Raw genomic sequence first — 18105 nt, 5'->3', positions numbered from 1 at the left:
CACCGCAGATGGCGGCAGGCAAGGCCGCCGACCATCGTTGCGGAGGACGCCCGCGCTTCCCCCAGCGGGCCCGCGCCGTCGGCTCCCCCCAGCCGGCGGCGCTTCCGTTTTCGCAGTTTGCGTCCAGAAACGGCACGATTTGTTTCCAATTTCCGACGTATCGGTTGAAGTAGGGCCCAAAGCGGCTAGGTTGCGGCCAAAAATTCGCGAGGAACTCCCATGGTCGGTGCAAAAAATGACCTCAAGTCCGCTGGGGCCCCGATCAGTCCGCTGGTAACCGCCTTCGCAGAGGCCTTGGGCGCGACGGTCGAGAGCCTGCCTTCGGCCGCGTTCGATTTCGCCTCGCAAGCCCAGGACGATTGGTCCGCCGAAGAGCTTCCCGGCCTGGACGGCGCTGATGTCGCCCGCGCCCTCGCCGAGTTCTGGCGCTTTGGCGAAGCGGCCAAGGATGTCTCGCAACCCGCTATCCGAATCCGGCGCGCCGAGGGCGGCGAAACGCCTTCCGACCTGCTTGAGATCGTCCAACTGGACCGTCCGTTCCTGGTCGACAGCATCATGGGCGAGGTGACCGAGGCCGGGTTCTCGGTCCGCGCCATGTTCCACCCCGTGTCCGACTGCGGCGGCGTTCGTCGCTCGATGATCCAGATCTGGCTGGCGCCCGTGGGCGAGGATCGCGAGGCGACGCTGATACAGGCCGTCCGCGAGGTTCTTTCCGACGTCGCCATGGCCGTTCAGGACTTCGAGGCCATGCGTGGCCTGATGCGCCGGACGATCGAGGAGCTGAAGAGCGCGTCAGCCCCCGTGTCCGGCGACGAGAAGACCGAAGACATGGCGTTCCTGGATTGGCTTGAGGGCGATCACTTCGTCTTCCTGGGCGCACGCGTCTATGAATATCCCCGCGCAGACGATGGCGGCTACGCGGCCGAGGAGCCGCTGTATCAGCCCGAAGACAGCCTCGGCGTGTTGCGCGATCAGGGGCGCACGGTGCTGCGCCGTGGTAACGAGCCGGCGATCCTTTCCGCCCAGATCCGCACGCATATCGACATCGGCGACCCGATCGTCGTCGCCAAGTCGAACCTGCGCTCACGCGTCCACCGCCGCGGCTACATGGACTATGTCGGCGTCCGCCGTTACGGCGCGGACGGCAAGCCGTCGGGAGAGGTCCGCTTCGTGGGCCTCTTCACCGCAGAGGCCTACGAGACTCCGGCCAATGCGGTCCCGCTTATCCGCCGCAAGGTGGGGAACGTGCTCTCGCGCGCCGGCAAGGATCCTGACAGCCACAACGGTAAGCGCCTGCGCAACATCCTCGAGACCTGGCCGCGCGATGAGCTGTTCCAGACCGAGGAAGACCAGCTGCTGGCGATGGCGCTGGGCGTCTTGCACCTCTACGACCGGCCCCGCGTGAAGCTATTCGCCCGCCGCGATCCGTTCGATCGCTTCATCTCGGTGCTGATGTTCGTGCCGCGCGATCGCTATGACTCGGGCGTGCGCGCCCGCGCCGGCCAGATCCTGGCCGAAGCGTTCCAGGGCCGCGTGTCGGCCTACTATCCAAGCTTCTCCGACGCCCCGCTCGCCCGGGTGCACTATATTCTGGGCGTCACCCCCGGGGACCACGCCGAGCCGGACCTCGCTACCGTCGAGGCTGCGATCGCCGAGACCGCGCGCACCTGGGACGACCGCTTCGAGGCCGTCATCCGCGAGGGGCAGTCCGGACGTGTCGCCCACCTCCTGGCCCGCTACGCCGGCGCCTTCCCGCCGGGCTACCGCGATCAGTACGACGCCACCGAAGCCCTGGCGGACATCGAGGTGATCGACGACCTCCGCGAAGATGAGGCGGTCAGGGTCCGCGCCTTCCGTCGCGAGGACGACAGCGCCGTCACGTTCCGCTTCAAGCTCTATCGTCCCGGCGCGGCCGCACCGCTGGCCGACGTCCTGCCGATCCTCGAGCACATGGGCCTCAAGGCCCTGATCGAGGAGGGCTTCAAGGTCTCGCCCGACGGCCAGCCGGTCTGGGTCCATGAGTTCGTCATGCGTGACGAGGCCGGGGAGCATCTGATCTTCGCCGACGTCAAGCAGGCCTTCGAGGCCGCCTTCGTCGCCATCTGGACCGGTCGCGCCGAGAGCGACGGCTTCAACCGCCTGGTGCTGGAACTGGGCGTCGGCTGGCGCGAGGCTGCGCTGATCCGCGCCCTGGCGCGCTATCGCCAGCAGTCGGGTCTGGACCCCAGCCAGGGCGTGCAGGAGCAAGCTCTGTCGGATCACCCCGGCGTTGCGCGGCTGATCCTGGATCTCTTCCAGACCAAGTTCGACCCGGCGATCCGCGTTGATCTGAAGACCCGCCAGGAGCAGGCCAAGGCCGTCCAGGCCAACATCGTCGAAGCCCTGCAGGCTGTCGAAAGCCTGGACGCCGACCGCGTGCTTCGCCGTCTGGCCGCGCTGGTCGGCGCAATCCAGCGCACCAATTTCTACCAGCTCGGCGCTGATGGCGCGCCCAAGTCCTATATCAGCTTCAAGATCGCCTCGCGCGAGCTGGAAGACCTGCCGGCGCCCAAGCCCTATCGTGAGATCTACGTCTCCGCGCCGCACGTCGAGGGCGTCCACCTGCGCTTCGGCCCGGTCGCCCGTGGCGGCCTGCGTTGGTCGGATCGTCGCGACGACTTCCGCACCGAAGTGTTGGGCCTGGTTAAGGCGCAGCAGGTCAAGAACGCCGTCATCGTGCCGGTCGGCTCCAAGGGCGGCTTCTATCCGAAGCAACTGCCCCGCGGCGGTGATCGCGACGCCATCCAGGCCGAGGCGATCCGCGCCTACAAGACCTTCCTGTCGGGTCTGCTGGACCTGACCGACAATATCGACGCCGACAACCAGGTCGTGCCGCCGCCGTCGGTCGTCGCCCACGACGCCCAGGATCCGTATCTGGTCGTCGCCGCCGACAAGGGCACGGCGACCTTCTCCGACATCGCCAACGGCGTGGCCGAAAGCTACGGCTTCTGGCTGGGCGACGCCTTCGCCTCGGGCGGCTCGGTCGGCTACGACCACAAGGTGATGGGCATCACCGCCCGCGGCGCCTGGGAAGCGGTCAAGCGTCACTTCCGCGAGCTGGGCAAGGACATCCAGACCGAGACCTTCACCGTCGTGGGCGTCGGCGACATGTCCGGCGACGTGTTCGGTAACGGCATGCTGCTGTCCAAGCAGACCAAGCTCTTGGCCGCCTTCGACCACCGCCACATCTTCCTCGACCCGAACCCGGATCCCGCCGTCTCGTGGGTCGAGCGTGACCGGATGTTCAAGCTGCCGCGCTCGTCGTGGGAGGACTACGACAAGTCGAAGATTTCGGCCGGCGGCGGCGTCTTCGCCCGCAGCCTGAAGAGCATCCCGCTCTCGGCCGAGGTTCGCGCCCTGCTGGAGATCAAGGCCGAGGCCGTGTCTCCCGCCGAGCTGATGACGGCGATCCTGAAGTCGAAGGCCGAGCTTCTGTATCTCGGCGGCATCGGCACCTATGTGAAGGCCAAGGGCGAAACCAACGCCGACGCCGGCGACAAGGCCAATGACTCTATCCGGATCAATGGCTCTGACCTTCGCGTAAAGGTCGTCGGCGAGGGCGCGAACCTGGGCCTGACCCAGGCCGGCCGCATCGAGTTCGCTCAAGCTGGCGGCCACATCAACACCGACGCCATCGACAACTCGGCCGGCGTCGACAGCTCTGACCACGAGGTCAATATCAAGATCCTGACCGGGATCCTGGAACGCGGCGGACAGCTGGATCGCGAAAGCCGCAACACGCTGCTGGCCTCGATGACCGATGACGTGGCCCACCACGTGCTTGAGCACAACTACGATCAGACCCTGGCGCTGACGCTGCTGGAAAGCGACGCGGTCAGTGAGGTCGACGCGCAGATCCGCTACATGGTCGATCTGGAACAGCGCGGCCGGCTGGATCGCCGGGTCGAGGGTCTGCCGACGAATACGACGCTTCTGGAGCGCAAAGCGGCGGGCCGTGGCCTGACCCGTCCTGAGCTGGCGGTCCTGCTGGCCTACGGCAAGCTTGATCTGTTCGACGAGATCGTCGCCAGCCAGTCGCCCGATGATCCCTGGTTCGAGCGCACCCTGCGCGGCTACTTCCCCAAGGCGCTGGATCAGTACGCCGACGCCATGCAGAAGCACCGGCTGAAGCGCGAGATCATCGCCACCGTGGTCGGCAACCAGATGGTCAACATGTGCGGCCCAACCTTCGTCAGCCGCCTGAAGGCGGCCGCCGGCGCCGACGTCAACGCCGTGGTGGTGGGCTTCACCGCCGCCCGCGAGATCCTCGGAATCGACGGCCTGTGGGCTCAGGTCAACGGCCTGGACAACAAGGCTTCAGCCGAGGGCCAGACCGCGCTCTACAAGGCGCTGGCCTACGCCCTGCGCAGCCTGACCTTCTGGCTGGCGCGCCGCGCCCAGCGCGACGCCGCCAACGTCCAGGCCCTGGTTGAGGCCTATGGCCCGTCGGTCGCCGCGCTCAAGACCCTGGCCCCGGCGATCCTGTCGCCCTTCGAGCAGAAGGCGGTGTCCAAGCGGGTGAAGGCCTATGTCGCGGACGGCGCGCCGGAAACGCTGGCCCTGAGCGTCGCCGCCTTGCAACCGCTGACGACGGCGGCCGACCTTGTCGATCTCGCCAACGCCTCCAGCTGGAGCGTCGAGAATGTCGCGCGCCTCTACCATCAGGTCGGCGCGGCGTTCGGCTTCGACCGCCTGCGCGGCGCGGCAGGCTCGTTCGTGGGCGGCGACGCCTTCGAGCGCCTGGCCGTGCGTCGCTTGATCGAGGATATGCTGACCGAGCAGACCTCGATCACCCAGCAGGTGCTGAAATTCGCCGCCAACGCCCAGGCCGGCGAGGACGAAGGCGCCGCCAAGGCCGCCATCTCGTCCTGGGCCGCCCTGCGCGGGGATCGTCCGCGCGCCGTCAAGCGCACGATCGAGGACATCGAACAGGCCGGCGGTGGCTGGACCTTCGCCAAGCTGACGATCGCCAACGCGGCCCTGCGCGAGCTTTCCAGCGCGGCTTAAGGCTGGGCGTCGCGGGCTTCCTACGCAAGTGGGAAGCCCGCTGACCCCGCCACCGCGCCGCGCCTTGGTTGTCGATCAGGCCGTAAAGGCGCAGGGTCCCCCCGAGGGGGCGCTCATGACCAAGGATCGCATCGTGCTGCTCGATTCCCTGCGGGGTCTCGGGGTGCTGGGCATTCTGCTGTGCAACGCGCCGGATTTCGCCGTGCCGCCGGGGATCGCCGAGTCGGTGAAATCCTGGCCGCACGGGACGGGTCCGGACACGCTGGGCGTCTGGTTCGTGACACAGTGGCTGTTCCAGCGGAAGTTCGTGACCCTGTTCGCGATGCTGTTCGGCGTCTCGATCTTCCTGGTGGGCGGCGAGCGGACCGACAAGGAGCGGGGATCGACCCTGCGCAAGCGCCTGTCCTGGATGGTGCTGTTCGGCGTGCTGCACGGCTTTGCCATCTGGTACGGCGACGTGCTGCTGAGCTACGCCCTGGCCGGCTTTGCGGTGATGTTCGCGCGCTCGTGGAGCCCCAAGCGCCTGCTCTGGACCGGGGTCGGCGTCTGGGTCGCCTTCTCGCTGCTGATGACCGCCGGGGCTGCGGCGATGATGCTGGCGCCCAGCGAAAGCGCCCAGGCGGGCGCGGCGGCCAGCGCCCAGATCGCCAAGGCCGGGCTGGCCGAGATCCAGTACAGCGGGACCTTCCTGCAGTCGCTGGTCCAGAACGCCAAGGATCGCCTCGTCCTGCTGCCCAACGAGCCGATCATCTTCCTGATGACCGCCAGCCTGATGATGATCGGCCTGGCCTGCTTCAAGCTGGGGCTGTTCACCGGCGAGGCGCGGACGCGGACCTATGTGATCCTGCTGGTCATCGGCCTGCTGGCCCTGGCAGGGGTGGGCTTGGTCTTCGTCCAGTTCATGGCGCAGGATCTGTCGCGTCCGATGAGCATGGTGGCGATGACGGTCCAGATGGCCACCGCGCCGCTATCGACCCTGGCCTATGTCAGCCTGATGGTCTTCGCCGCCCGCTCCAAGAGCTTCTGGAGCGTGATTCCAAGAGCCCTGGCGCCGGTCGGGCAGATGGCGTTCACGAACTATCTGACCCAGTCGCTGATCATGACCGCCCTCTTTTACGGCGGGCGTGGCCTGAACCTGCACGGCGAGGTCGACCGGCCCGGCTTGGCGGCCATCACGATCGGGATCTGGATCGTCCAGATCCTGTGGTCGCGCTGGTGGATGGACCGCTTCGCGATGGGCCCGCTGGAATGGCTGTGGCGGCGCCTGTATCGCGGCCCGACGCCGTTGCGCCGCCCGAGGCCGGCGGTCACGGCTTAACAGCTGCCGAGCGCCCTCACGAAATAGCCCTGCACCGCCTGGAAGAGGTCCGGGCGGTAGCGCGCCCGAGGATCGTTGGCGCGGTCGTCGTCGAAGGCGTGGGTGGCGTCGGCGTGGAAGACGCGATCGACCTTGAGCCCATCGGCCGCTAGCCGGTCCAGCGCCTTCGCCGGGGCCTTCCAGCCGACCACCTGGTCCTTGCCCGCCAGCACCGACCACACGGGGGGAGCGCCCTCGCCCCAGCCGCGCGACGCGGTCAGCGATCCATAGCCGGCGTAGGGGTAGACGAGCAGCGCTCCCCTGACCCGCTTGCGCAGCTTGGCGGGATCGGCGTCGACCAGGGTCGTGCCCCGTGCGGCGCTGTTCCCAACGGCGTAGCTGTCCATGATCGTCCAGCCGCCATGGCTCCAGCCGGCGAGGAAGACACGGCTGGCGTCGGCCCAGCCTTGGGTCTCCAGCCAGGTCAGCATGGCGAAGACATCGGCCGCGCGCTTGAGCCCGTGCAGCGCCACGCCCGTGCAGACGAACAGCTTGGCGTCGAGGGTCGACATGCCCCGCGGCTTCAGCGAGTCGACCACCACGGCCGCCCAGCCGGCCTGGACGGCCACCCGAGCGTACTCCTCGAGGAACGGCGTCTTGCCGCCGCAGCCGTGCAGGATCAGCGCGACCGGGAAGGGGCCGGGACCCGCAGGCTTGAACACCCGCGAGTGCTTGGCGACCTTTTCACCCCAGGCGGCGCTGTCCATTCGTCCCTCATCGGATCATCTAGTGCGAAATGCGCGATTCATGAATCGCACATCTCGCTCTAGCTTTCTGTTTTTGCATCGTTTTTGCGGAAAATCGGTTCCCACTTTTCCGCACGATGCTCTAGTGGCGGAACACTCGCACACCCGTGAAGGCCATTGTAAGGCCAAGCTTATCGGCCGCCTCGATGACCTCCGGATCGCGCATCGAGCCGCCCGGCTGGATGATCGCCGTGGCCCCCGCCTCGGCCGCCTGGATGAGACCGTCCGCGAACGGGAAGAAGGCTTCCGAGGCGCAGGCGCAGCCCTTGAGGTCCAGGCCAAAATCGGCGGCGCGCAGGGCCGCGATCCGGGCGCTGTCCTTGCGGTTCATCTGGCCGGCCCCGACGCCCAGGGTCTGGCCGGCGCGGGCGTAGACGATGGCGTTGGACTTGACGTGCTTGCCCACGGTGAAGGCGAACAGCATGTCGCGCACTTCCTCGTCGGTCGGCTGGCGCTGGGTGACGATCTTCAGGTCCGAAGCCTTGATGCGGGCGTCATCGCGCGACTGCACCAGGAAGCCGCCGGCCACGCTCTTGAAGGTGTCGCCGGTCGACAGCGCATCGGGCAGGCCGCCGGTGACCAAGAGGCGCAGGTTCTTCTTGGCCGCGAAGACGGCGACGGCGTCCTCGTCGGCCTCGGGGGCGATGACCACCTCGGTGAAGATCTCGACCATGGCCTCGGCCGCCTCGCGGGTCAGGCGCGAATTGACCGCCACAATGCCGCCGAAGGCTGAGGTCGGATCGCAGGCCAGGGCCCGCTCATAGGCCTCGCGCTGGGTGGCGCCGACCGCCACGCCGCAGGGATTGGCGTGCTTGATGATCGCCACCGCCGGCCCTTGGGCAGGGTCGAACTCGGCGATCAGCTCGAAGGCCGCGTCGGTATCGTTGATGTTGTTGTAGCTGAGTTCCTTGCCCTGCAGCTGGGTGGCCGTGGCCACGCCCGGACGCGGATTGGGGAAGGTGTAGAAAGCCGCCTTCTGGTGCGGGTTCTCGCCATAGCGCATGGTCTGGCGCAAGGTCCCGGCGATCGACTTGCGGGCCGGGAAGTCCTGGCCCAGGGCTTCTGCGAACCAGGCCGAGATCGCCGCGTCATAGGCCGCCGTGCGGGCATAGGCGCGGGCCGCGAGCTGCTGGCGCAAAGCCAGGGTCGTCCCGCCGGCCTTCAGGGCTTCCAGCACCTCGGCGAGGTCGGCCGGATCGGTGCAGACGGCGACATAGCCGTGGTTCTTGGCCGCCGAGCGGATCATGGCCGGGCCGCCGATGTCGATGTTCTCGACGCACTCGGCGTAGCTGCCGCCCTTCGCGACGGTCGCCTCGAACGGATAGAGGTTCACGTACAGAATATCGATGCCGCCGATGCCGTGGTCGGCCATGGCTTGCGCATGTTCGGGCGCATCCCGAACGCCGAGAAGCCCGCCGTGCACCACCGGGTGCAGGGTCTTCACGCGGCCGTCCATCATCTCGGGGAAGCCCGTCAGGTCCGAGACGTCCTTCACCGGGATCCCGGCCGCAGCGATCGCGGCCTTGGTGCCGCCGGTCGAAACCAGCTCGACGCCGGCCGCGTGCAGGGTCTTGGCGGCCTCGACCAGGCCAGTCTTGTCGGAGACCGACAGCAGGGCGCGCTTGGGCGCGACGAGATCGGGGGCGGACGGATAGTCGGGGGCGGCGGGCACGGCGGACTCCTCTGGTGTGTTTCAGAAAGGGAGCCCAGGCGCGCGGCTTATGATGTCCACGCTCCCCGATGGTTCCCCATCACTAGCGCCAGTCACGCGAACGCGGCGGAAAATACGGGGGCGGGCGGGGGAGTCAATGTCGTCGATTTCTCCCTTCCCCTTGATGGGGAAAGGGCGGGCGATGGGGTGGCTGCTGAGCGAAAGCCGGTTACTTGCCCCCTCCGCGCTGCGCGCTCCTCCCCCGGAGGGGGAAGAAGGCCGGGCGCGCGTCCCTTCCGCCCCCTCCCGGGGGCGGACGACCTGCGAAGCAGGTCAGGTGGGGGGCTGCGGCGCTGGAAAATCATCCAAAATGGCAGAAACAGACACGGAATAGTTCGTGAAATTGTCTTTCACCCCCTATAGGTCTTCAGACGTCCAAACCTCATCAAAACTCTATCTGGTGACTTGATGCACGACCGCGCCGGCCTTCGCGCTCTTCCCGAAGATCTTGTCGATCTGGACGCGCTGATCAGCGCCTATTTCGAGATCAAGCCAGACGTCTCCAATCCCGCCCAGAAGGTCGTGTTCGGCACCTCGGGGCACCGGGGCTCCAGCCTCGACGGCGCGTTCAACGAGGCGCACATCCTGGCCGTCACCCAGGCGATCGTCGAATATCGCGCCGCCCAGGGCGTGACCGGGCCGTTGTTCGTCGGCCGCGATACCCATGGCCTGTCCGAGCCCGCCTGGCGCTCGGTGCTGGAGGTGCTGGCGGCCAACGGCGTCGAGGCCCTGGTCGACTCCCGCGACGGCTTCACCCCGACCCCGGGGGTGTCGCACGCCATCCTGACCCATAACCAGCAAGGCGGCCGCCAGGCGGACGGCCTGCTGCTGACGCCATCGCACAACCCGCCCCGCGATGGCGGCATCAAGTACAACCCGCCCTCTGGCGGTCCGGCGGGCTCCGACGCCACCTCGGCCATCGCCGCAAGCGCCAATGAGCTGCTGGCGCAGGGCCTGGCCGGCGTGAAGCGCGTTCCGTTCGAGACCGCCCGCAAGGCCGTCGGCGACTACGACTTCCTGGGCCGCTATGTCGACGACCTGCCGGCGGTGATCGACATCGCCGCGATCCGCGCCGCCAAGGTGCGGATCGGCGCCGATCCGCTGGGCGGCGCGGCCGTCGCCTATTGGGGCGCGATCGCCGAGCGCCACGCTCTGGACCTGACCGTCGTCAACGACGCCGTGGACCCCCGCTGGGCGTTCATGCCGCTCGACACCGACGGCAAGATCCGGATGGACTGCTCGTCCTCGTCGGCCATGGCCAATCTGATCGAGATCATGAAGGGCGGCGCGACCTATGATGTCGCCACCGGCAACGACGCCGACGCCGACCGCCACGGGATCGTCACGCCCGACGGCGGGCTGATGAACCCCAACCACTACCTGGCCGCGGCCATCTCGTACCTGTTCAGCCACCGTCCCGGCTGGGGCGCGGACACGGCCGTCGGCAAGACCCTGGTCTCGTCCTCGATGATCGATCGCGTGGTCTCAGGACTCGGCCGCCGCCTGCTGGAGGTGCCGGTCGGCTTCAAGTATTTCGTGCCCGGCCTCTTGGATGGCTCGGTCGGCTTCGGCGGCGAGGAGTCGGCGGGCGCGGCCTTCCTGCGCCATGACGGCGGGGTGTGGACCACCGACAAGGACGGCATCCAGCTGGCCTTGCTAGCGGCCGAAATCCAGGCGGTGACCGGCAAGAGCGCCAGCCAGCTCTACGCCGGTCTGACCGAACAGTACGGCGCGCCGGCCTATGCCCGCGTCGACGCCCCGGCCAGCCGCGAGGAGAAGGCGCGCCTCTCCAAGCTCAGCCCCAGCGACGTCTCGGCCAAGACCTTGGCCGGCGAGGCCATCACCGACATCCTCACCGCCGCCCCCGGCAATGGCGAGGCGATCGGCGGCCTGAAGGTCTGCACGCAGAACGCCTGGTTCGCCGCCCGGCCGTCCGGGACCGAAGACGTCTACAAGGTCTATGCGGAGTCATTCCTGGGCGCTGATCACCTGAAGCAGGTTCAGGCCGAGGCTCGCGAGGTGGTGGCGGGTGCGTTGAAGGGCTGATCAGCTCAACGCCCGTGTCATCCCGGAAGCCTCGCAGAGGCTATCCGGGACCCAGGGGCCGCAAGCGCGGCGTTCCCGCCACCCCTGGGTCCCGGCGCTCCGCTGCGGCCGGGATGACACGGTGATGGAGATGTCCAGCTTGCGACGACCGCCACCCTAGCCCTTCGCCGCGTCAGCGCTTATACCGCCCCGCATGTTTGAAGGCCTCTCCCCCCTCGCCCGTGACGCCCGCTCCTGGCCCTTCGAGCAGGCGCGCGCCACGATCGCCCGCGTCCTGCGCGTGCGCCTCCCCGACCGCGCCGACCAGGAGGCCGCCAAGGCCCTGATCGACGCCGGCAAGACCGACGAGGCGGTGAAAGCCTATCCGGCCCTGGCCAAGGCGGTGATCTTCGAGACCGGCTATGGGCCGTCGGGCCTGCCGCACCTGGGCACCTTCGGTGAAGTGGCGCGCACGACCATGGTGCGCCAGGCGTTCCGCGCCCTGACCGACGAAGCCATCCCCACCCGCCTGATCGCCTTCAGCGACGACATGGACGGCCTGCGCAAGGTTCCCGACAATATCGAGAACAAGCAGCCGCTGATCGAGGATCTGGGCAAGCCGCTGACCGTGGTCCGCGACCCGTTCGGCACCCATGACAGCTTCGGCGCCCACAACAACGCCCGCCTGCGCGCGTTCCTGGACGGCTTTGGCTTTGAGTACGAGTTCGTCAGCTCGACCGACTGCTACAAGGGCGGCCTGTTCGACGCGACCCTGCTGACGGCGCTCGAGCGCTTCGACGCGATCCAGAAGGTGATGCTGCCGACGCTGGGCGAGGAGCGCCGCGCGACCTATTCGCCGTTCCTGCCCATCAGTCCGTCCACCGGCAAGGTGCTGCAGGTCCCGACCCTGGAGCGCAACGTCGAAAAGGGCACGATCGTCTTTGAGGACGAGGACGGCAGCAAGGTCGAGGTTCCGGTCACCGGCGGCCACGTAAAGATGCAGTGGAAGCCCGACTGGGCCATGCGCTGGACGGCGCTGGGTGTCGACTACGAGATGAGCGGCAAGGACCTGATCGACTCGGTCAAGGCCTCGGGCGCGATCTGCAAGGCGCTGGGCGGGGTTCCGCCGGAGGGCTTCAACTACGAGCTCTTCCTGGACGAGAACAACCAGAAGATCTCCAAGTCCAAGGGTAATGGCCTGTCGATGGAGGACTGGCTGCGGTATGGCGCGCCCGAGAGCCTGTCGTACTACATGTTCCAGAGCCCCAAGTCGGCCAAGAAGCTCTATTTCGACGTCATCCCCAAGGCGAGCGACGAGTATCTGCAGCAGCTGGACGGCTTTGGCCGCCAGGAGCCGGCCAAGCAGCTGGACAACCCGGTCTGGCACATCCACGGCGGCAAGCCGCCGCAGCAGGGCTCGCCGGTGTCGTTCAGCCTGATGCTGAATCTGGTTTCCGCCGCCGACGCCTCGACCAAGGAAATCCTCTGGGGCTTCCTGTCGCGCTACATCCCGGGGGCGTCGCCCGAAAGCCAGCCGCTGCTGGACCGCCTGGCCGGCTACGCGATCAACTACTACGAGGACTTCGTGAAGCCCTCGAAGGTGTTCCGCGCCCCGACCGATCAGGAGCGCGCGGCCATGCTGGACCTGCTGGCCAAGCTGAAGGCCATGCCGGCCGGAACCCAGGACGCCGAGCTGATCCAGAACGAGGTGTTCGAGGTCGGCAAAACCCACGGCTTCGACCCGCTGCGCGCCTGGTTCCAGGCCCTGTACGAAGTGCTGTTGGGCCAGAGCCAGGGCCCGCGTTTCGGCTCGTTCGCGGCGATCTTCGGGATCGACCGCACGGTGGCGCTGATCGAAGAAAAGCTGGGCTGATCCATATTCCTCTCCCCTTGCGGGAGAGGGTGGCCCGAAGGGCCGGGTGAGGGGTGGCGCTCGCTATCCGGACAGGCCTTTCAAACCCTCATCCGTCGGCTTCGCCACCTTCTCCCTCAAGGGGAGAAGGGCGCGTGGCATGTGTCGCGCCCGGTGAATCCGCGCGACCTGCGACACCGTGTCCGCGAGGATGAACACCGCCTGAAGCCGGGATTAAGGGTATGCCCACGTTTCGGAGTCTAGGCTGGAACCATCAGAACCAAGATTAGTCCTCAAGGTTTCGTCCCATGGCTTCCTTCACCCTGCGCCCGACCGATCGCGAAGAATTCGACTCCCTGCTCGGCGGCATCGTGCAACAGTTCCCCGACGCCCAGGTCGAGGCCGCGCACAATGACACCTGGAACTCCTATCGCGTCGACGTGTCGTGCGCTGATCCGGCCGCCGGCCCGCTGATCGCCTGGCTTCTCGACAGCCACGCCAGCTGCCCGCGCACCTGATCCGTCGCAGCGCAGGATCCTTAGGGTCGGCCTACTGGCTGACCCAGACGATCCGCGCGATCCAGGCCATCTCGTCGCGTGACAGCAGGCGCTCGCCGCTCACGCGATCCAGCGCCAAGAGCTCGATGCTCCGCGCGGTGACCCGGCCCAGCTCCCGCACCAGAACCTCACCGCCGTGGGTGCGCGCCACGACGCGGTCGCCCTTGCGCGGCTCCAGGGTGGGCGAGACCAACAGTCGGTCGCCGTCGCGATAGACCGGCGCGAGCTCATCGCCCGTCACCTCCAGGGCGAACAGGCCCTCGCCCAGATCCGGCGCCGGCGCCTCGTCCCAGCCCGCGCCGACCGGCATGCCCGCCTCATCGAAGAAGCCGTTCTGACCCGCCTGGGCCAGGTCGATCAGCGGCGCGCCCTTTCGGCCGGGCGTTCGGACCGGCGCACGCTCGGTCAGGGCGGCGAACTCCGAAAAGTTGACCCCCGTCGCCTCAAGCAGTTTCGACAGGCTTTCGGTCGACGGCCAGCGCGCGTGACCGGTCTCGGCCGAGCCGCGCTTGGAGCGGTTGAAGCTGGTGGGGTCCAGGCCCGCCATCTTGGCCATGGCCGACGGCGTCATATCGAAGCGCTCGGCCAAGGCGTCGATCGCGCGCCAGATTTCGCCGTGAGACAGGGTCGCCATCGGCTCCTCCTCCAATCGGCCTTCCCGGAGAAAGTACGCCCGCTGGGCTAGGAAAGTAAACCTATCGCCTGCGCGCCAATTGACGTTTACGTAAGCGTTGACGACGTCACGAGATCGGGTTTAGGGTGATCAACGATAACAAAGCGGCCCGGCCGCAGTAGCCAGGCCCTCTTCCTTGGGAGGTTTCCATCCATGGCCGACCTGCGACGCCCCGAGCGGACCTTCACGATCCGCCAGCTGTGCAACGAATTCAAAGCCACGCCCCGCGCTCTGCGCTTCTACGAGGACAAGGGTCTTCTGAACCCCGCCCGTGAAGGCCTGAACCGCGTCTATTCCCACAAGGACCGCGTCCGCCTGCAGCTGATCCTGCGCGGCAAGCGCGTGGGCCTGTCGCTGACCGAGATCCGCGAGCTCCTCGACCTCTATGACGAGAACGACGAGGGCGCGGCGCAGATGGCCCGCTCGCTGAAGAAGTTCCGCGAACGCGCCACCGCGCTGGAGCAACAGCGCGACGACATCGACAACGCCTTGATCGAGCTGCGCGAGGCCTGCAACCGCCTCGAGCGGCGGCTCACCGAGATCCGCCCCGACCTGCTGCCCCGCGCGGCCGACTACGAGCAGGTGCTGCGCGCCCGCCTCGACGGCCACGCCGAAGCGATGCTGGGCAAGTAGGGCCGTTTCGCGCCGCCGACGCCGCCCCCAAGGCGCGCGCGGCGGCCGCCCGTCTTTCTTCCTCCCGATCACTCCTCTTAAGTTCCCTGGCAGGACCGTTCCATGACCTATCAGCCGCCCGTTCGCGATCACGCCTTCATCCTGCGCGACGTGCTCAATATCGACCAACACGGCGCCCTGCCGGGCTTCTCGGACGCGCCGTTCGACGTGGTCGAGCAGATCCTCGACGCCGCCGCCCAGTTCACGGGCGAGGTGCTGGCGCCGCTGAACACGGTCGGCGACAAGACGGGCTGCAAGCTGGACCCGGTCACCAACACCGTCACCACCCCGCCCGGCTTCAAAGACGCCTACAAGCAGATGTGCGAGGGCGGCTGGACCGCGATCGGCTCTGACCCCGCCTATGGCGGCCAGGGCCTGCCGCACGTCGTGAACCTGGCCTTCAGCGAGATGTCGAGCTCGGCCAACATGGCCTTCTCGATGTATCCGGGCCTGGCCCACGGCGCCTATTCGGCCATCCATGTCGGCGGTTCGGACGAGCAGAAGCAGACTTTCCTGCCCAAGATGGTGTCCGGCGAATGGACCGGCACCATGAACCTGACCGAGCCGCATTGCGGCACGGACCTTGGCCTCCTGCGCACCAAGGCGGTTCCGCAAGCCGACGGCAGCTACAAGATCACCGGCCAGAAGATCTGGATCTCGGCCGGCGAGCACGACATGGCCGACAACATCGTCCACCTCGTCCTGGCCCGCATCGAAGGCGCTCCGGCCGGCGTGAAGGGCATCAGCCTGTTCATCGTGCCGAAGTTCATCCCCAACGCCGACGGCTCGGTGGGACCGCGCAACGAGGGCGCCAAGTGCGTGGGCCTCGAAGAGAAGATGGGCATCCACGGCAACGCCACCTGCGTGATGCAGTATGACGAGGCCACGGGCTACCTGATCGGCGAGGAGAATTCGGGCCTCAAGATCATGTTCGTCATGATGAACGAGGCGCGCCTGGGCGTGGGCATGCAGGGCGTGGCTCAGGGCGAAGCGGCCTATCAGGCCGCCGTCGCATTCGCCAAGGACCGCCTGCAAGGCCGCTCGCTGACCGGTCCCAAGAACGCCGAGGGCCCGGCCGATCCGATCATCGTCCACCCGGACGTGCGTCGCATGCTGCTGGAGAGCAAGGCCCTGATCGAAGGCGGCCGCGCGTTCCTGTTCTGGACCGCCCTGCACGGCGACCTGTCGCACGTTCACCCCGACCCGGCGGTGCGCGAGAAGTCCTCCGACTATATGGGCCTGATGACGCCGGTGCTGAAAGGCTACCTGACCGACAAGGGCTTCCAGGTCTGCTCGAACGCGGTGCAGGTGCACGGCGGCAGCGGCTTCACCGAGCACTTCCCGGTCAGCCAGTACATGCGCGACTGCCGCATCGCCCTGATCTACGAGGGCACCAACGGCATCCAGGCGCTCGACCTGGTGGGCCGCAAGCTGGCCTCCAAGGGCGGCCGCGCGGTGATGACCTTCTTCCAGGAAATCGACCAGTTCATCGGCGAGAACGACACCGACGAGGCCCTGAAGCCCTTCATCGAAGCCCTGGGCGGCGTGAAGGCTCAGCTGCAGGACGGCACGATGTGGCTGATGCAGAACGGCCTGCAGAACCCCGACAACGCCGGCGCGGCCTCGACCGACTACATGCACCTGTTTGGCCTGACGGGCCTGGCCTACATGTGGGCGCTGATGGCCAAGGCCGCTAACGCCAAGATCGCGGCCGGCTCGTCCGACCCGTTCTTCACGACCAAGCTGACGACCGGTCGCTATTTCATCGAACGCATCTTGCCTGACGCTGCGTCGCATCTGGCCAAGCTGAAGACCGGTTCAGCGACCCTGATGGCGCTGCCTGCGGAGGCTTTCTGATCATGAGCGTGCTCAACGTTGAAAAGCCGGCCTTCATGGCCGAGGAAGACATCGCGATCTTCGAGGACGCGGTCGGCAAATTCTTCGACGAGCACGCTTCTGAAGCGACCGTGGCGACGTGGCGCAAGAACCACTGCGTCGACCGCGACATGTGGACCAAGGCGGGGGAGGCGGGTTTGCTTGGCCTCTCCACGCCCGAACAGTACGGCGGCGCCGGCGGCGACTACCGGCACGAGGTCGTGCTGATGGAGCAGCTAGGCAAGAAGGGCGTCGATGGCTTCGGCGCCAGCCTGCACAACGCCATCGTCATGCCGTACATCGTTCACTACGGCACCGAGGAGCAAAAGCAGCGCTGGCTGCCGCGCATGGCCACGGGCGAGCTCGTCTCGGCCATCGCCATGACCGAACCGGGCGCGGGCTCGGACCTTCAAGGCATCAAGACCACCGCCAAGAAGGCCGGCAACCAGTACGTCATCAACGGCTCCAAGACCTTCATCACCAATGGGCAAACGGCCAATCTGATCATCGTCGTCGCCAAGACCGACCCGGCCGGCGGCGCGCGCGGCACGTCCTTGATCTTCGTCGAGACCGACGGCGCCGAGGGCTTCGAGCGCGGCCGCAACCTCGACAAGCTGGGCCAGGAAGCCCAGGACACCTCGGAACTGTTCTTCAACGACGTGAAGGTTCCGACCGAGAACCTGCTCGGAACCGACGAGGGCCAGGGCTTCTTCCAGCTGATGAGCCAGCTGCCGCAAGAACGCCTGAACATCGCCGTCCAGGGCATGGCGACGATCGAGCGGGCGCTTGAGCTGACCATAGCCTACGTCAAGGACCGCAAGGCGTTCGGCAAGGCGATCATCGACTTCCAGAACACCCAGTTCGTGCTGGCGGAATGCAAGACCGAGGCGACCGTGGCCAAGGTGTTCGTCAACCACTGCATCGGCCAGCACCTCGAAGGCAAGCTGGACGCGGCCACCGCCTCGATGGCCAAGTACTGGGTCAGCGACCTGGAGAACAAGATCGTCGATCGCTGCTTGCAGCTGTTCGGCGGCTACGGCTTCATGAACGAGTACCCGATCGCGCGCATGTACAAGGACAGCCGCATCCAGCGCATCTACGGCGGCACGAACGAGATCATGAAACTCCTGATCGCGAGGACGCTATGATCGTATCGCTGCTGGCCGGTCTTCTGGCCGGCGCCGCGGCGGCCGAGCCGCCGCCAAAAGCCGCGAATGACGCCCGCTCGGCCGTGGTCTGCGTGCGCGCCGCGCAAGGCCCGCGCCCGCTGACCTTCTCGGGCGAGCTGGTCGGCAAGCGGCCGCAGCCGGGCGCGTTCAAGCTGCCGCTGCAGCCGCCCGGCAAGGACGTCTGCAACGTCCTGCTGCGCTCGAAGGTCGCCGAGTGGAAGCTGGAGGTGACCACCTCCGGCTTTACGCCCTGCGCCCTGCCGCCACCGGAATTCGGATCACGCCTCTATTACCGGGCCAAGGCCTCGGCCAGCGGCCTGAAGTGCGAGCCGATCGGCAAGTACCCGATCGGCAACTGGAAGCCATAAGGCGCCCGGTTCGCCGGCCGCCCGTCAACGACACTAACAACACTTCGCAGGAAG

General features: G+C 67.3%; 12 protein-coding genes, 1 pseudogene and 1 riboswitch. Of the genes and pseudogenes, 9 read left to right on the top strand and 4 right to left on the bottom strand.

The annotated features are described in order from the left end of the window. Positions 1 to 219 precede the first annotated feature (219 nt). Entirely contained in the window at positions 220 to 5046 is a 4827-nt protein-coding gene (locus CA606_RS00450; RefSeq protein WP_096052895.1) for an NAD-glutamate dehydrogenase, read from the top strand. A 115-nt stretch (positions 5047 to 5161) separates the two neighbouring features. Further along, positions 5162 to 6364, top strand: a complete 1203-nt coding sequence (locus CA606_RS00445) for a DUF418 domain-containing protein (protein ID WP_096052896.1) — start codon at positions 5162 to 5164, stop codon at positions 6362 to 6364. On the opposite strand, the gene CA606_RS00440 is transcribed toward CA606_RS00445, so the two are convergent. From CA606_RS00440 to CA606_RS00430, 3 genes and pseudogenes are all read right to left on the bottom strand, one after another. Continuing rightward, on the bottom strand, positions 6361 to 7110 hold the full coding sequence (locus CA606_RS00440) for a dienelactone hydrolase family protein (protein ID WP_096052897.1): 750 nt from the start codon (positions 7108 to 7110) through the stop codon (positions 6361 to 6363). The genes CA606_RS00445 and CA606_RS00440 overlap by 4 nt on opposite strands. Positions 7111 to 7231: 121 nt before the next feature. Beyond that, a complete protein-coding gene (purH, locus tag CA606_RS00435; protein ID WP_096052898.1) occupies positions 7232 to 8821 on the bottom strand; it encodes a bifunctional phosphoribosylaminoimidazolecarboxamide formyltransferase/IMP cyclohydrolase in 1590 nt (529 codons plus the stop codon). A gap of 25 nt (positions 8822 to 8846) precedes the next feature. Further along, a riboswitch (ZMP/ZTP riboswitch) is annotated at positions 8847 to 8927 on the bottom strand. A gap of 109 nt (positions 8928 to 9036) precedes the next feature. Then, positions 9037 to 9133, bottom strand: a pseudogene (locus tag CA606_RS00430) (hypothetical protein); the annotation flags it as partial. A 132-nt stretch (positions 9134 to 9265) separates the two neighbouring features. Here CA606_RS00430 and pgm point away from each other — a divergent pair. The 3 genes from pgm to CA606_RS00415 all read left to right on the top strand — a co-directional run bounded on the left by pgm (position 9266) and on the right by CA606_RS00415 (position 13255). Then, positions 9266 to 10906, top strand: coding sequence for a phosphoglucomutase (alpha-D-glucose-1,6-bisphosphate-dependent) (pgm, locus tag CA606_RS00425; RefSeq protein ID WP_181242714.1), 1641 nt, complete (start codon positions 9266 to 9268; stop codon positions 10904 to 10906). Between the two features lie 193 nt (positions 10907 to 11099). Continuing rightward, positions 11100 to 12758, top strand: a complete 1659-nt coding sequence (locus CA606_RS00420; RefSeq protein ID WP_096052900.1) for a lysine--tRNA ligase — start codon at positions 11100 to 11102, stop codon at positions 12756 to 12758. Between the two features lie 287 nt (positions 12759 to 13045). Further along, positions 13046 to 13255: a hypothetical protein gene (locus CA606_RS00415; RefSeq protein WP_096052901.1), complete on the top strand. Its 210-nt coding sequence runs from the start codon at positions 13046 to 13048 to the stop codon at positions 13253 to 13255. 31 nt (positions 13256 to 13286) lie between these two features. Here the strand turns inward: CA606_RS00415 and CA606_RS00410 are convergent, their stop codons facing one another. Further along, positions 13287 to 13928 carry a S24 family peptidase gene (locus CA606_RS00410; protein WP_096052902.1) on the bottom strand — a complete coding sequence of 214 codons (642 nt, stop codon included), beginning with the start codon at positions 13926 to 13928 and terminating at the stop codon, positions 13287 to 13289. A 192-nt stretch (positions 13929 to 14120) separates the two neighbouring features. On the opposite strand from CA606_RS00410, the gene CA606_RS00405 reads away from it, so the two are divergent. From CA606_RS00405 to CA606_RS00390, 4 genes are all read left to right on the top strand, one after another. Continuing rightward, positions 14121 to 14600 (top strand): MerR family transcriptional regulator, encoded by a 480-nt coding sequence (locus CA606_RS00405; protein WP_010917970.1) that lies wholly within the window; start codon positions 14121 to 14123, stop codon positions 14598 to 14600. A 102-nt stretch (positions 14601 to 14702) separates the two neighbouring features. Then, on the top strand, positions 14703 to 16496 hold the full coding sequence (locus tag CA606_RS00400) for an acyl-CoA dehydrogenase C-terminal domain-containing protein (RefSeq protein ID WP_096052903.1): 1794 nt from the start codon (positions 14703 to 14705) through the stop codon (positions 16494 to 16496). 2 nt (positions 16497 to 16498) lie between these two features. Beyond that, positions 16499 to 17662, top strand: coding sequence for an acyl-CoA dehydrogenase family protein (locus CA606_RS00395; RefSeq protein WP_096052904.1), 1164 nt, complete (start codon positions 16499 to 16501; stop codon positions 17660 to 17662). Then, on the top strand, positions 17659 to 18051 hold the full coding sequence (locus CA606_RS00390; protein ID WP_096052905.1) for a hypothetical protein: 393 nt from the start codon (positions 17659 to 17661) through the stop codon (positions 18049 to 18051). The genes CA606_RS00395 and CA606_RS00390 overlap by 4 nt, the downstream gene beginning before the upstream one ends. Positions 18052 to 18105 lie beyond the last annotated feature (54 nt).

Origin of the sequence: Caulobacter vibrioides (assembly GCF_002310375.3) — a bacterium.
Taxonomy (GTDB): domain Bacteria; phylum Pseudomonadota; class Alphaproteobacteria; order Caulobacterales; family Caulobacteraceae; genus Caulobacter; species Caulobacter vibrioides_D.
Note: the sequence above shows the minus strand (reverse complement) of the source record. Positions and strands in the feature narration are given on the sequence as shown.